Annotated in this window: 16 protein-coding genes and 1 pseudogene; 14 read left to right on the top strand and 3 right to left on the bottom strand. The window is 37.5% G+C overall.

Going from position 1 to position 13,953, the window contains the following annotated elements; genetic code table 11:
* The first annotated feature begins 9 nt into the window (after positions 1-9).
* The 3 genes and pseudogenes from GH808_RS02825 to GH808_RS02805 all read left to right on the top strand — a co-directional run bounded on the left by GH808_RS02825 (position 10) and on the right by GH808_RS02805 (position 3,225).
* Complete coding sequence (locus GH808_RS02825; RefSeq protein ID WP_186841300.1) at positions 10-1,998, top strand: HD domain-containing protein; 1,989 nt, start codon at positions 10-12, stop codon at positions 1,996-1,998.
* Positions 1,999-2,148: 150 nt separating this feature from the next.
* A pseudogene (locus GH808_RS15745) lies at positions 2,149-3,119 on the top strand (IS256 family transposase); the annotation flags it as partial.
* Positions 3,022-3,225 (top strand): hypothetical protein, encoded by a 204-nt coding sequence (locus tag GH808_RS02805; protein WP_186841296.1) that lies wholly within the window; start codon positions 3,022-3,024, stop codon positions 3,223-3,225. The pseudogene GH808_RS15745 and the gene GH808_RS02805, both read left to right, overlap by 98 nt.
* Before the next feature lie 24 nt (positions 3,226-3,249).
* Here the strand turns inward: GH808_RS02805 and GH808_RS02800 are convergent, their stop codons facing one another.
* From GH808_RS02800 to GH808_RS02790, 3 genes are read right to left on the bottom strand one after another with little or no spacing between them, the layout of a single operon-like run.
* Positions 3,250-3,924, bottom strand: a complete 675-nt coding sequence (locus tag GH808_RS02800) for a winged helix-turn-helix domain-containing protein (protein WP_186841295.1) — start codon at positions 3,922-3,924, stop codon at positions 3,250-3,252.
* 2 nt (positions 3,925-3,926) lie between these two features.
* Complete coding sequence (locus tag GH808_RS02795) at positions 3,927-4,613, bottom strand: GntR family transcriptional regulator (protein WP_186841294.1); 687 nt, start codon at positions 4,611-4,613, stop codon at positions 3,927-3,929.
* Entirely contained in the window at positions 4,603-5,256 is a 654-nt protein-coding gene (locus GH808_RS02790; protein WP_186841293.1) for a cobalamin B12-binding domain-containing protein, read from the bottom strand. The genes GH808_RS02795 and GH808_RS02790 overlap by 11 nt, the downstream gene beginning before the upstream one ends.
* Before the next feature lie 195 nt (positions 5,257-5,451).
* Between GH808_RS02790 and GH808_RS02785 the strand changes: the two genes are divergently transcribed.
* The 11 genes from GH808_RS02785 to GH808_RS15610 all read left to right on the top strand — a co-directional run bounded on the left by GH808_RS02785 (position 5,452) and on the right by GH808_RS15610 (position 13,797).
* Positions 5,452-6,588, top strand: a complete 1,137-nt coding sequence (locus tag GH808_RS02785) for a uroporphyrinogen decarboxylase family protein (protein ID WP_186841292.1) — start codon at positions 5,452-5,454, stop codon at positions 6,586-6,588.
* 13 nt (positions 6,589-6,601) lie between these two features.
* Positions 6,602-6,754: a hypothetical protein gene (locus tag GH808_RS02780; protein ID WP_186841291.1), complete on the top strand. Its 153-nt coding sequence runs from the start codon at positions 6,602-6,604 to the stop codon at positions 6,752-6,754.
* A 90-nt stretch (positions 6,755-6,844) separates the two neighbouring features.
* Positions 6,845-8,083, top strand: a complete 1,239-nt coding sequence (locus tag GH808_RS02775) for an MFS transporter (RefSeq protein ID WP_186841290.1) — start codon at positions 6,845-6,847, stop codon at positions 8,081-8,083.
* A 148-nt stretch (positions 8,084-8,231) separates the two neighbouring features.
* A complete protein-coding gene (locus GH808_RS02770; RefSeq protein WP_186841289.1) occupies positions 8,232-8,861 on the top strand; it encodes a cobalamin B12-binding domain-containing protein in 630 nt (209 codons plus the stop codon).
* 34 nt (positions 8,862-8,895) lie between these two features.
* Positions 8,896-9,702, top strand: a complete 807-nt coding sequence (locus GH808_RS02765; RefSeq protein WP_186841288.1) for a methyltetrahydrofolate cobalamin methyltransferase — start codon at positions 8,896-8,898, stop codon at positions 9,700-9,702.
* Between the two features lie 724 nt (positions 9,703-10,426).
* The gene (locus GH808_RS02760; RefSeq protein ID WP_186841287.1) at positions 10,427-10,780 is read left to right on the top strand and encodes a hypothetical protein; all 354 of its coding nucleotides are present in this window, start codon (positions 10,427-10,429) and stop codon (positions 10,778-10,780) included.
* A 143-nt stretch (positions 10,781-10,923) separates the two neighbouring features.
* Complete coding sequence (locus GH808_RS02755; protein ID WP_186841286.1) at positions 10,924-11,493, top strand: PD-(D/E)XK nuclease family protein; 570 nt, start codon at positions 10,924-10,926, stop codon at positions 11,491-11,493.
* Between the two features lie 113 nt (positions 11,494-11,606).
* Positions 11,607-11,852: a hypothetical protein gene (locus GH808_RS02750; RefSeq protein ID WP_186841285.1), complete on the top strand. Its 246-nt coding sequence runs from the start codon at positions 11,607-11,609 to the stop codon at positions 11,850-11,852.
* Between the two features lie 240 nt (positions 11,853-12,092).
* Positions 12,093-12,224, top strand: a complete 132-nt coding sequence (locus GH808_RS15740) for an SHOCT domain-containing protein (RefSeq protein ID WP_186841284.1) — start codon at positions 12,093-12,095, stop codon at positions 12,222-12,224.
* A 626-nt stretch (positions 12,225-12,850) separates the two neighbouring features.
* The gene (locus GH808_RS02740) at positions 12,851-13,384 is read left to right on the top strand and encodes a hypothetical protein (protein ID WP_186841283.1); all 534 of its coding nucleotides are present in this window, start codon (positions 12,851-12,853) and stop codon (positions 13,382-13,384) included.
* Between the two features lie 296 nt (positions 13,385-13,680).
* Positions 13,681-13,797: an IS66 family transposase gene (locus GH808_RS15610; RefSeq protein WP_186841282.1), complete on the top strand. Its 117-nt coding sequence runs from the start codon at positions 13,681-13,683 to the stop codon at positions 13,795-13,797.
* The last annotated feature ends 156 nt before the right edge of the window (positions 13,798-13,953 follow it).

The following is a 13,953-nucleotide window of genomic DNA, read 5'->3' as shown; positions in this document are numbered from 1 at the left end:
ATAATTTTAATGAATGCGGTAACAGGAAGAGTCAATTGCTCAAAAGTGAAGCCTTCAAGAGGTGAAAATTTGCAAAAGATACAAGTAAAAATATTAGTGATTGATGAGGACCAGGAAAATGCAATGGAAATAGAAGCTACTATATTAAGCGTTTTTCCTGAATGTCTTGTATTTATAGCTTCAGATGGAAAAACAGGAAGTCAAGTTGCAAAAATGGAAAAACCGGATATGATTCTTTGGGATATTATTAAGCCGGAACTTTATGGCTTTGAAATGTGCCGCCAATTGAAAGCCGATGAGAATCTTGTGGATATTCCGTTGGTCTTTATTTCTTCATATCGACTGAATGAAGAACAACAAGTTCTTGCTTTGGAATGTGGCGGGACAGGGTTTATTATGAAACCCATCGATGAATATGTATTGGGTTCTCAAATTCGAGCAATGAAAAAGATAAAAAATGACAATGTAAAAAAACGTAATGAACTTGAGCGTTTGGATACCCTTATCAAAAAACAGGATCAAGTCTTAAAATTAGCTCAGGAACAATCGATTCAATTATTCAGATCACTTGAAAAAGAATATAGGGTCAGAAAAAAATCACAAAAAGCTTTGCTTGAAGCCCAACGACTGGCAAGTTTAGGAAATTATGAGTTCAGTCAGTCTTTTGAAGAAGTCTCCTGTTCAAACGAGGTGTTAAAAATTTTGGGAGTTGAGACAATACAGGAAGTGAGTTGCATAGAAAATCTGACTAGTCTCATTCATCCAGAGGATCGGACCAAGGTTTTGGAAAATATTAAAAAAACAAAAAATACAGAGTCTATTGTTGATCTTGATTTCAGAATACTAAAGCCAGATGGTGAGGAACGGATTGTTAATGCAAGAATATGCCCCCGATTTGATCAGACTAAAGGATATGTTGTCAATTTTGGAACGATTCAGGATATTACCAAAATCAAAAGAAAGGAGGAAGAAATTCGATATATCAGTTATCATGACTACCTGACGGGATTGTATAATCGACGCTATTTTGAAGATATGCTGAAAAACCTTGATCAGGAAAAAAACTATCCTTTGACACTGATCATGGCAGACGTCAATGGATTGAAAATAATTAATGATTCTTTTGGTCATGCAGTAGGGGATGAACTGTTGAAAAAGATATCAGACATTTTTAAGAACAATTGCAGGGAAGATGATGTGGTAGCCAGATTGGGAGGAGATGAATTTATTTTTATTCTGCCTCGGACGGATAAAGAAACAGCAGCATTATTGATAAAAAGAATGGAAACACTAGCTGCTAATGAAAAAATCAGAGGAATTAATCTTTCAATTGCTTTTGGAAGTTATACAAAAAAGACAAAAGATGAATCTAATCAGAGAATCATTGAAAAGGCCGAAGATGAAATGTATCGCAACAAACTCTACGAAAGAGCCAGCACACGCAATATAACGGTTGAGTTGATCATGAACATCCTTTATGAAAAAAGCAGTCGGGAAATGATCCATTCGATGCGTGTTGCACTCATCTGCGAAAAAATTGGACTTTATTTCAGGATGAATAAAGAAGAAATAAATATGATCCGTACAGCAGGTCTGATTCATGATATTGGGAAAATAGGGATCGATGAAAATATCTTGAACAAGCCGGAAAAATTGAATGATGATGAATGGGATAAAATCAGAAAACATCCTGAGATTGGTTATCGAATTCTCAACTCTGTCAGTGATTTTTCAGAAATGGCGGATTGTATTCAGGAACATCATGAGCGATGGGACGGCAAGGGTTATCCGAAAGGTCTGAAAGGCGAAGAAATATCATTGCAAGGACGAATCGTTGCTATAGCAGACTGTTTTGATGCCATGACGAGTGATCGTCCTTATCGGAAGGGGATCAGTATGGAAGAAGCGATTACAGAGTTAAAAAAGAACTCAGGAACACAATTTGATCCAATAGTGACGCGGGTTTTTGTCGAAAAAGTAATGAGGACGGAGTTTTAATTTAAATTATTTAACATGGAGATCAGTATTAAACCTGAATTATTTACAAACCTGGATAGTTCGTGAAAATGAAAAATACAAAGAGACCGTTTCAAAAATTGTGTAAACCTCCAAACTGATGTAGAATAAAATCAGTTTGGAGGTATTTTTATGGGAAGAAGAGATGAAAGTCCAGAGAAAAAACGAAGGAGGGCTTTGATCGGAGAATTCTTGAAGGAAAACCCGATCAAAGATGGTAATGACATTAACGATCTCGTCAAAGAATTAATTGCCCAAGTTGTTGAGAACAGCCTGGAAGGTGAACCGGATGATGGACTGGGCTACACGAAATATGATTATCGAAACAAGGAGACCGACAACAGCCGAAATGGATATTTGAAAAACTGTACATTCGAGCTTTGGTGATATGGCAATTGATGTTCCTCGAGACAGAAAAAGCGAGTTCGAGCCGCAATAGATCCGGAAGAATCAGAATACCTTGTCCCAGGATATTGAGGCGAAAATAATATCCATGTATGCCAAAGGCATGCCCACCGGAGATATTGAAGATCATGTTAAAGATCTTTATGGACTGGATATATCAGACTCCACGATCAGCCGGTTTACAGACAAAGTTCTGCCACTTGTCAAAGAATGGCGATCACGCCCGTTGGAAGAAATCTATGCCTATTTTTTTAGATGCAATCCATTTTCATGTGAGAAGTGAAGGACGGTTTATAAAAAAAGCCGTTTATATCGCTATTGGCATTAACATGCATGGAAGGATTCCGGGATGTCCTGGGGATGTGGGTTGGCGAAAATGAAAGCGCCAAGTTCTGGTTGTTAGTCATGAACGATCTAAAAAACCGGGGCGTGGAAGATGTTCTGATCGCCGGCATTGACGGCCTTACCGGATTTCCCGAGGCGATCGCCGCTGTTTATCCGAAACCAGAGCTTCAGAAATGCGTGATTCATCAGATAAGAAATAACGTACCAGATTTGTCTCCAACAAAGATCTTAAACCGCTTATGGCCGATTTGAAACGTGTCTATACGGCTCCAGCTGAAGAAACAGCGCCGTGCGAACTGGATTGCCCTGCTGCACGCCAGCGTCATCGCCGGCCTGTTATGGAACTTTTTTGGACCTCAGGCACCGTTTATTTTTGGTGCCGGGCTGTCCCTGTTTGCTGCCGGGATGCTGATTTTTCTGATGAACCGAAATCCTAAACAAAAATACGAGCAATTATAAGCTAAACTGGCTAGAATAGGATAACTATGTAGAGAAATTAAGGTGGAGATAATGAGGGTTGAAATAGGTCTTAAATTGTGCTACTTCTGTTAGTGTTTTGCGATGCGTAAATAGGATTTCAATAAAAAAAACAGCACTTTGCGGTGCAACATCAATTTTTTCAGCAACTTTTTCTGGACAGAAGTCGGCAACCAAAGTGATCTGTTTTTGAAGTTCCAACGGTTTATTGAAAAGTAATAAAATATCCAAATCTGTTTTTGTCAGCAATTGATTTTTATTTAATTGAAAGTCATTGGCATTTTCAAAAAAATACTGTTTGGTGGCATAGCATATGTTTTTTTTATCAATATCAAAAGTTTTATTGATGACCAAAGATTGTCGTTTGGATCCAACCGGTGTGATCGAAAAGTCAAAATCATTGAGACCGGCAAACATACTGGAAAGAAGCTCATCCTCACGGTAATGTAAACTGAAATGATCAAGTGCCGGTCTGGTGATGTAATTTCCTTTTCGCGGAATCGTCAAGATATAGCCCTCGTGAGCAAGAATCATCATGCTTTTCTCAATGGTTGATTTACTGGCGTTGTAAATATCCATTAGTTCGTTTTCTGAGGGTAAGCGACTGCCAGGTTTCAGCTCGCCTGAGATTATTTTATCTGAAATGTCTTTGACGATTTGTTTGTATAGCTTAGTATCCATAATTACTGACCTCGAATTTTGAAGGCGTTCCCTTTAAAATAGCTCTTTCCATAGCGTATGATTTGACTGACCTCATTTCGGGCTGTCGCTTCGATTTGAATAATCGGAAAGCCAATTTCAACTTCTAAAATTGAAGAAATGTGCTCATCAGAAGACAGGACAGCCAAGGTTACATGCTTTTTAATTTTTTCACCAGTAGCAGCATTTTCGTCAATATTGATGTAATGAAACTCTTTTTCCAGTACCGGTTCTTTAGGATTGTAATGGAGATAAGTTATATCATATCCGACGATCTCACCATTATTGAAGATGCGTTGTTTAACTTCAATGATCTTTTTTTGAGTGAAATTCTGCATGCGAATACGAAGATCGTCGCTCATATCAATAATATCTACAGACAGCAATTTATGTTCAAAATCCTGATCATCATGTGTTTTGAAATTGATGTCAAAATGAGTGAAGTCTGGTTTGCTGACAAAGTGACCTTTTCCCTGAACGCTGTGAATATAGGTTTCATTGATCAGTACCGCCAGAGCCTTCCTCACCGTCATCCGGCTGATTCCATAGCTTTGACTCATGTAATTCTCGGAAGGAAGGGGATCACCTGGCCTTAAAATGCCATCTCCGATGTCTTTTTTGATAGCATTAACAATAATCTGATATTTTGAGAGGGGTGTTTTATTGGCCATTTTTTTCGCGCATCCATTCGTTACATTTTGTAATCCCGGTTTCCGCAGATTTTGTTGCAAAATCAGCTCCGATATAGTTTAAAAGATCATCAGAGAGGGAAAGTCCTCCGATGATTATTTTAAAATCATTTCTGATAAAATTTTTCTTGAACAGGTTGACTGTTTCCGTCATGGATTTAATGGCATTTGAAATGATACCACTCATGGCTAAAATATCCGGCTTTGTTGTTAGCGCCTCTTCAAAGAATCGATCCGGTTTGACGTCAACCCCCAGATCAATTACCTCATAACCTTCAGTTAACGCCAGGTTGGTAAAAATAGACTTTCCAATATCATGGATATCATTTTCGACAGTACCAATTAGAATTCTGCCAGTTCGCTCAGTTGCTGTTAATGACGAACCCGTCTGTTTCAAATCATCAAAGAAATTTAAGACGCTTTTAAAAACGCAGCCGGCCATAATCAGGTCCGCAATATAATAGTCAAGGCTTTCGTAGAGAATCCCGATTTCATTCATCCCCAGGATGACATAACGGATAATTTCTTTACGTGTTAAACCATCGGCTACAGCCTGGGACACTAAATTTAAGACCAAATCCTCATCCAAATTGCGGACTGCTTCAACAATTTCATCTTTTATCACAGAAGTTCCCCTTTATAATGATTTGCTTTGAACTATACTATATCAAGCATTCAATAAAAAATCAAATCCTGTGATGGATTTGTTAAAAAATAATATTTTACAAAAATAGTTGACAAATGTGCTAAATAGAATTAACATGTACATGTACAGGGTAGTCGCGATGCCAGATTTTATTTTATTAATTGGAGGTACAAAATGAGTGATCAAAATATTTATGAAGATCGCATTAAATTATTCAAAGATACCATTGAATTAAAGAAAACCGAAAGGGTTCCCAATCTGTCAAATTTCTTTACCTGGAAAATACTGGATTCACCTTACAAACTGAGTGAAGCGATGAATGATTACGATAAAATGGAAAGAGTTGTATGTGATTTTCATGAACGGTATCACTTTGATGCTTATATGGATTTGGGCACACGAAATCCCATTCGTGTCACTGATGCACTAGGTGGAGGTGATCACGAGGTCAACGACAAAACGGAATCAATTAATTATTATGATCACGTATTGATGAAATCAGATGAATATCAGGAATTATTAGATAATGAAGTGAAATTTTTATGGACAAAAGTATTTGCCAGAAAGTTTCCAGATACAACACCTGAAAAACTCATAAATGCTGTTCAGGAATTGATGGCTTATGGTCAATTCAATGATAAGATGACGAATAAATTTGTTCAGGAATATCATTGTCCATCTGTTTTTAATATGAATGCAGTTTTAATGCATCCGTTTGAGTATTTACATAATAATTATCGAGGGATAAAAGAAGTATCAATTGATTTAAGAAAACGACGAACGGAATTGAAAGACGTCATTGAAAAAAAATTCGAAACCCAAATGCTGCCGGCTTTGGATGCAGCTTTAGATCTGGATACAAGTGCCTATGTGTGTGATACTTACTTTCCAATGCTGGCTCATGCCATCCTTAGTCCTAAACAGTTTGAGGATATTTATTGGCCCCAATTAAAACAAATTATTGACAAGGTCGTGGAAAAAGATAAGACCATTTACATTTTTTGTGAAAGTACCATGCTCCGCTTTAAAGATTTTTTTCAGGATATTCCCAAAGGACATGTTATTCTTCATTTAGAACAAGATGACATCTTTGAAATTCATAAAGAACTGCCTAACATCTGTCTTGCTGGGGGAATGACAACCGATTTGCTCGGTAATGGAACGCCCCGTCAATGTATCGATTACTCAAAAAAATTAATTGATGAACTGGGAAACGGATTTATTTTTAGTCAAAACAAAATGGTTTCATTTAGAAATGATTGTGCCCGGGAAAATCTACTGGCGGTAAATGAATTTATTAGAAATTATTAAGAAGGAGGACAAAATGATGTTCGAAGAAAAAGATTCAGCAATAGATAACCCGTTTTTAACTTATCCGGAGGGATGGAATCAGGCGGTTGAAAGTTTGGTGTTTCTGCCGGAAGAAATGCGGGAAGGCTTCTTGATTCAATTTATAACAACTGTTACCAGTATGTAAACGATATTTAGATACTGAATGAGTAATTTAACAATTAAGCTGTAGAACTCTCTGCAGCTTATCATATTCTGATTGAAGAAGGTGTTATTGTTGAAAAAAAGTACTAATTCATCAATGAAACGATGGATGATCTGTGGTGGGTGTTTTTTAATTTGTTTTATGGGATATGGATTAGCCTATTCATCAATCAGTCTATATTCGGTGAGCATCTGCGAGGCGTTTGGTTTCAGTCGCGGGCAGTTTTCTGTTGTCATGAGTCTGCTAAGCTTATCCATGAGTATTGGGGCCTTTTCTTACGGTAAATTATCCCAAAAATTGAGTCTGAAGTTCTTAATGATATCCGGCGTAATTATGATTGCTGCAGGGGTACTGTTTATGAGCTTTTCAACGACTCTTCCGATGTTTTATTTCGCTGGTATTCTGATTGGTCTGGGGCTCTCTGTCGCTACGGTTATTCCGGCAAGTATCCTTATGCTGAACTGGTTTGGCGATAAAAGGGGTGGTGCGCTTGGAATTATTCTTGCATCAACCGGAATCGGAGCGATGGTTTTTAGCCCATTAGTCATTTATTTTATTGACTTAAAATCATTCGAATACACGCTGGCATTTTCAGGAATAATTCTGGCCGTTTTACTGGTGCCCGTTGTTGTTTTTGTAATTAAGGAAAAACCAGCTACTCAAAATAAAGAAGAAAGCCAAGCTGAAACAACTTATGAAGAACAGAGACAAGGTCAAAAAAGTGGACTGTCACTTAAAGAAGCCAGAAAAACATTCGCATTTTATTTTTGTACGATAACTGTTGTGATGTATTCGATTGTGTTTGTCGGGGTAACCTATTTTATTCCTTCTTATCTATTGGATATTGGTTTAATGCCAATGGTGGTGGGTGTTATGATCTCACTATTGAGCGGAGCTAATGCCATCGGAAAAATAATAATGGGGAAAATAAATGATGTTTTTAACGTCAGTATTTGCGTAACTTATGGGACCGTTTTATTTATCATTGCCATGGTGATTGCATTATTGATTCAATCACCAGTCATGGCAGGGGTTTTTGCCATTATTTATGGATTGTCCGTGTCAACAGCCTCATTTCCACTAACCATCATCGTTTCAGACTTTTTCGGGGAAAGGGCTTATGGGGAAATTCTGTCATTTATTCAAGGTATCGCTGGTCTTGTTGCAGCACTTGCCATTCCTATTGCAGGATTAATATATGATACAACGGGTAGTTATAATCTGATTTTTATGATATATATTGGACTCAGTATCATACCATTTGCCACTTATTTTATGGCGTTAAAGAAAAAGCCGGTAATTGAATTTTAAATGAAAAATGGACGCGAGAATGCGCCTGATCTTTTTGAATAGAAGATGCGGTATAAAGAAAATTTAATTTTTGATGATGAGGATGCCGATTTAAACTACGGAAATTCTCATAAAAAAAGATGAACGACAAATTAAAGAGGAGAAAAATATGTTAGACTTAAAAATTTTAACACAAGCTTTGGGAGATCTTGAAGAAGATCTGGTTATGGAAATGCTGAAGGAATTTACGGATACAAGTCCTTCAGAAGCAGAAGCGCTGGAAGCAGTTGCGGCTTGCCAGGCAGGGATGACAATTGTCGGAGAGCTTTTTGAACAAGGCGAATACTTCGTTGGTGATCTGATTTTTGCTGGGGAACTATTAACCGAGGCCATCAATGCTTTAAAACCAGCTTTAGGCGGCGGTGCTTCAGTTGTAATTGGAACGATTCTCCTAGGCACCGTCCATGGTGATTTGCATGATATCGGTAAAAATATTTTCAAAAGCATGTCGGAGGCAGCGGGATTCGAAGTGATTGACTTGGGGATTGACGTGGAAGTGGATACCTTTGTTAAAAAAGCTCAGGAGATCAAACCTCAGATAATCGGCATGAGCGGTGTTTTAACCCTGGCTATTAATTCTATGAAAGATACCGTAGAAGCCCTCAAAGCTGCTAACGTGAGCGCAAAAGTTATCATCGGTGGAAACCCTGTAACCAAAGAATCCTCCGTATTTGTCGGTGCTGATGCTTTTACTACTAATGCCGCTGAAGGTGTTAAAATCTGTCAGGGACTGGTCTAAATTTCAGGAATCAAAACACTACTAAGGAGCGATTATGATTATTATAGGAGAGAAAATTAATGGTACCATCCCAGTGGTCAAGGAAGCCATTGAAAAACGAGACGCCGACTTTATTGCTGATCGGGCGGTCAAACAGACAGAAGCTGGCGCAAGCTTTATTGATGTATGCGCCAGCACCGCCCCGGAATATGAAATTGAAACCTTGAAATGGCTGATGGAAGTTGTTCAGGACGCCACCGATACCCCACTGTGTATCGACAGTCCCAACCCCCGGGTCATTGAGGCAGTTTTTAAATATGCCAACAAACCCGGGATGCTTAATTCCATTTCCGAAGAAGGGGACAAGTGCGAGGTGCTACTCCCGCTGATGGCAGGCAATACCTGGGAAGTGGTGGGACTGACCTGCGACAATAACGGGATTCCCTGTGATTTGGATACCAAAGTGGCGATCACCAGAAGTATGGTGGAAAAAGCGGCTAAATATGATATCACCCCGGATCGGATTCACATTGATCCCTGTGTCATGGCGTTGTCCACTGAAAACAATTCGATGTTAAATTTTGCGGCGGAAATTAAAGCCATCAAGGCACTGTATCCAGCTATCCATGTGACCGGTGCGATCAGCAATATTTCCTTTGGCTTACCGGTACGACCGCTACTGAATAAAACCGCCATGGCCTTTGCCATTGAAGCCGGCATGGACTCTGCAGTGATGGATCCGCTTAATCGGGATCTAATGGGTACGATTTTTGCTACTTATGCATTAATGGGACAGGATAAACACTGCCGGAAATACAGCAAGGCGTTTCGGGCAGGGCAGATTGGACCGCTGTCGAAATAAAAATGACGAAAATGATAAGTAAATTTTTGTGCGTTCGTATTTGATTTTTATTATAAAAAAAGGGATGGGGGTGTCGTAAAATAACATTTTGTTAGTCAGTGATACCCCCTTTATTAATGATCACAAAAGAAACCGAAGCTATTCTGGTCAATTTTCAGAAGAGCTTTGGTTTCTTTTTTGGTACACTTTAATAAACCATGGGTTTATCGAAACGATTAAGGCTGTTGTTTTCGGGACATGCGGATGATGTCCGAATTGATTCTATATCTTTCTTTCAGCAACGCAAGCCAAAGGACCCCGTATTTTGTATTAACTTCGTCGACTAATTTATTCCTATCTAAATCAGAAATTATACCAAGTATTTACAATATTAATATCGAAGATGAGACCGGTAAACTATTGGTTCAAGACGTATTCTCATATTTAATTTGAATAAGGAAATTAGCCTCGAATAATTTATAAGGTTGACTATATTCATAAGACTGAAAGTATTGGAGTTTTGAGCTATAAATAGTAGACAGATGCTAGTATTCTAATTGTATAAATAATTTGGTGCTTTATTGTTGTCCAGATTAATGAAAATTCGAAATGAAAAAGTTGTACTGAAGATTAAAAGACATAAATTCATACATTGCTAGCTATCATTTAGAGGCTAACAACATTCAATATTGGCAGCATTTAAATGATAGAAAGAATTATGTTTAAATTTTAAAAGATGGGAAATGTGGAACAGCTATTGGAAGTGGTCAGGGCTGAGCTCTATTCGACTTTCTCAGATATTGTCGCAAGGTTACAAAGTCTCACCGAGAATGCCTTGGATCGAGAAATGTCGATCACCGATCTGATTGAAGAAGATGGTGAGTACAATGCCGTTCGAATCATGAACCTCCACAAAGCCAAGGGGCTTGAAGCTAATGTGATTCTTCTGGCGGATCCTTCAACTGGTGTGTCCGGCTTCAACGACACGATGCTCTTTATCGAGGACGATGGGATTAAAAAGGAATTTATCATCCAGAAAGATAAATATGGTAGTTACATTGGAAAGCCGGATGGTTGGAATAAAGCCAAAGCCATATAGGACGCCTTAAAAAGGGAAGAACATCTCTGGTTACTTTATGTGGCATCCACCCGGGCAAAGAAGCGCTCATTGTTGCATCTGGGGATCGCATCGATAGCCGGGGGAAAGTTGTAAGGAATACGGCCTGGAAAGAGTTGGAACCCATGATTGCATGTCCCCAGGAAACAAAGCAGATCTGTGACGGAATGCTGGATTATCCCGGGGTTGCTGAGAATATTATCAATCATGAAAAAGATCAACTAAAGCATTGGGGGATTGTGGATGCCCATAGCGAATTTATCAAGCATCAATCGGCTTTTGAATCCTGCTGTTTAGAGGCTCAAAAACCAGTGGCCGGGCACATAAATCCCAGTAAGTTCTTAAATCATCTGGCTTCCAGTTGTGCGGATGCTGTTTATACTGAACTGCCGTTCCAGTTGCAGGTGAAATCAGAAAAGGCATCGGAGTTGGTTGATCTTCTGAATTTAGAAGAAGTGGAAAAAACAAAACCACTTTATATGCGTGGGATCATCGATCTGGTGATTGTTAAAGACAATGACTATACCATTATCGATTATAAAACCAATGCCAGAGGAGAGATAGAAGATCTGGTTAAATTTAAAAAGAATTTAGAGGCTATCTACAAACCTCAGCTTGATTTATATGAGCCGGCACTAAAGGAAATGGTTGGGGAGGCAGAGGTGGAAGCGAGGATTTATAGTTTGTACAATTAGTTTGAAAAATGAAACTATAGATATGAGAAACTAATTTAGAAGACCCATTATTTACAGAATATATGTGGAACTTGTATTGGAATGGGTCTTGAAAAAAAGAGGGAGAAAAGATTATGGAAAACTATTCTTTACAATCAAACGAGGTAGTGCTTTACAAAGGCAACGCAAGTATTGATGAAAGAAAACCAAATACCGAAGGATTTCTAACAAGTATTACTCATAGAGAAGTTATACTGACAAATATAAACATTGTTCTTATACTAAAATCAAAGAAAATGTTTTCGAAAGAGGAGGTTGACATAAAAATATTTCCAGTGGGTGATATAAAAATTTTTAATGACATTCCTCAACTCAAGTAAAGTGATTATAAAGTAGAAATAACATTAGATTTTCTATCGAAATCTGAAGCTCGAAAGTTTGTGGGGGCTGTCTATGAATTTGTGACGGGAAAGTCGACGTCTGAAAGAGGTGCATCAAAAGTAAAAGGTATTATAAATGTCGTAAATGATGCTTTGGGTATTGATGCCTTGACAGAAGGTGTAAGTGTCACAAAAGGTCTATTAGGAAAAAAAAACAAGTGAAGAGAAAACACGAAGAGTGTGAGAAAAATTGAAAGGTCTATTGATGATCAAATTGAATCTTTAAAAAAATTAAAAGAGTTATTGGATTGCGGTATTCTCACTCAAGAAGAATTTGATATAAAGAAGAAACGAATAATGGGAATTAGTTAAATTTACATTATAACAGCATCAGGTGGTGCTTTTGGGATATGTTGAATTCAAGGCGCTGGATACATCAGAACGGTTAAGCGCTTGTTAATAGTATGCTTGGCTTGTATGAACTGACACAGAAGGAAATGGTTGGGGAGGTAGAGGTGGAAGAAAAATGTATGGCTTGAATAATTAAGTGGTGATTTTGGATTTTATGGTGAAAACAAGTGAAAACCAACTGTGAAACACCCAACTTTATTAGTAATGAAATATTTTGAAGCCATTTGATAGTGGCTTTTTTGTTTGCAAAAATTTAAAAATGAAAGGATGTTTATGGAATGAAGAGAGAATCTGGTAATCATCATCGTAGTATCAGAATGTTAGTTTCGGGAGTTCTTACGTAGGTAGACTTCATGGAGATATAAAATATCAAAGGAGAAAATACTATTAGACGGTCGCTTTTGAAAAAAGTCTTAATAAATTCTTGAATAAAAATTAAAAAAAAGAATGAGCAAATAAAAATAACTTTTTGTTTAATAGATCTGGTAACATTTATAATAACAGTATCGTTTTTATTTATTTAAAAGTAAATGAGAATAGTTTTTACTCAAGGCGAAATTAAATTTAAAAACAGAAAGCAGGAAAAAATGAGTAACGATTATTCTATGTATGATGCGGTGGTATATTATGATGATGAGTATAAGAGTCTTTTATTAAGTGATGCTGATATAGACAAAGGAATTAGAGAATTATGTGATGCGATTAATAGCTGTGATTTTTTTGTCACGATGAATTCATGTCAAGGGTTTTTAGTTGAAAATGAAAAATCGGATCATTGTCCGCGTGCGTATGTTAATTTTTTTGTCTTATATGATTTTTATAATGTAGCGGAGTCATTATTCATATTGTTAGTTGAAAAATTTCGATCTTTCATTATATGCAGTATGGAATACCAAGCAGATTTCGATATTATCGATGACCCAAAAGGCGAAATGGCAGTAGATAACGGACAGGTGATTCTTAGATATCATATCGAATTTGTCGAACTTATAGATAATCTTCATCTTTCGACTTATCGGGAGGTTGTCGATTGCGTTAATGAATTCGCTTATAATGAAAACGAAGAGTATAGATTATATGAACTTAAACGTAATGAGGCAATAAAGAAGTCCAATTTATAATGACTAGATTGTTGTTAATGTGATTTAAAGCTATTGACTTGAATAATGGTGCTAGATAAAAATTCTTTGAGTAGATATACAACCCGAGACCAAGTTGGTGAATATATTGACATTTTTTATGTGGGATGAAAAAATCAATACTAATGTCGATTTTAATCGTAAAAACGAAACGTTTTTAAAATTATGCAGACCTCCAAACTGATGTTGAATAAAATCAGTTTGGAGGTTTTTTTATCAGTGTAACCGGGAGGAAGGCAGGAAAGCCAACAGCGAAACCTACACGTGGGCGATCCGTAGTGCGGCATGCGAGAATATCCAAGCTGTTTTCTAAGCGCAAAGGGGCGATCGCCAGGCAGCTGCTTTCCGGGTTCAAGGGCTATTTAACGACCGATGCTTATTCCGCTTATAAATAGTTGAGAATATCCGACGCAACTTATGTTGGTCGCATTTTCCGAGAATAATCCCTAGAAGCCGCATAAGCGCAAAAGATTCTATTGTTTTTCTCAGATAATCGCATCAGGCATTCGACTACAAATTCAAAAAATTAGGCATATTATATTTCTTGACCG

Origin of the sequence: Acetobacterium fimetarium, from assembly GCF_014284475.1 — a bacterium.
Lineage (GTDB): Bacteria > Bacillota > Clostridia > Eubacteriales > Eubacteriaceae > Acetobacterium > Acetobacterium fimetarium.
Note: the sequence above shows the minus strand (reverse complement) of the source record. Positions and strands in the feature narration are given on the sequence as shown.

Bases quoted from the DNA above. Each gene is read 5' to 3' on its own strand.
- GH808_RS02825 (WP_186841300.1), top strand. From the start codon at position 10: ATGAATGCGGTAACAGGAAGAGTCAATTGCTCAAAAGTGAAGCCTTCA.
- GH808_RS02800 (WP_186841295.1), bottom strand. From the start codon at position 3,924: ATGGATACTAAGCTATACAAACAAATCGTCAAAGACATTTCAGATAAA.
- GH808_RS02795 (WP_186841294.1), bottom strand. From the start codon at position 4,613: ATGGCCAATAAAACACCCCTCTCAAAATATCAGATTATTGTTAATGCT.
- GH808_RS02785 (WP_186841292.1), top strand. From the start codon at position 5,452: ATGAGTGATCAAAATATTTATGAAGATCGCATTAAATTATTCAAAGAT.
- GH808_RS02780 (WP_186841291.1), top strand. From the start codon at position 6,602: ATGATGTTCGAAGAAAAAGATTCAGCAATAGATAACCCGTTTTTAACT.
- GH808_RS02770 (WP_186841289.1), top strand. From the start codon at position 8,232: ATGTTAGACTTAAAAATTTTAACACAAGCTTTGGGAGATCTTGAAGAA.
- GH808_RS02765 (WP_186841288.1), top strand. From the start codon at position 8,896: ATGATTATTATAGGAGAGAAAATTAATGGTACCATCCCAGTGGTCAAG.
- GH808_RS02755 (WP_186841286.1), top strand. From the start codon at position 10,924: ATGATTGCATGTCCCCAGGAAACAAAGCAGATCTGTGACGGAATGCTG.
- GH808_RS02750 (WP_186841285.1), top strand. From the start codon at position 11,607: ATGGAAAACTATTCTTTACAATCAAACGAGGTAGTGCTTTACAAAGGC.
- GH808_RS02740 (WP_186841283.1), top strand. From the start codon at position 12,851: ATGAGTAACGATTATTCTATGTATGATGCGGTGGTATATTATGATGAT.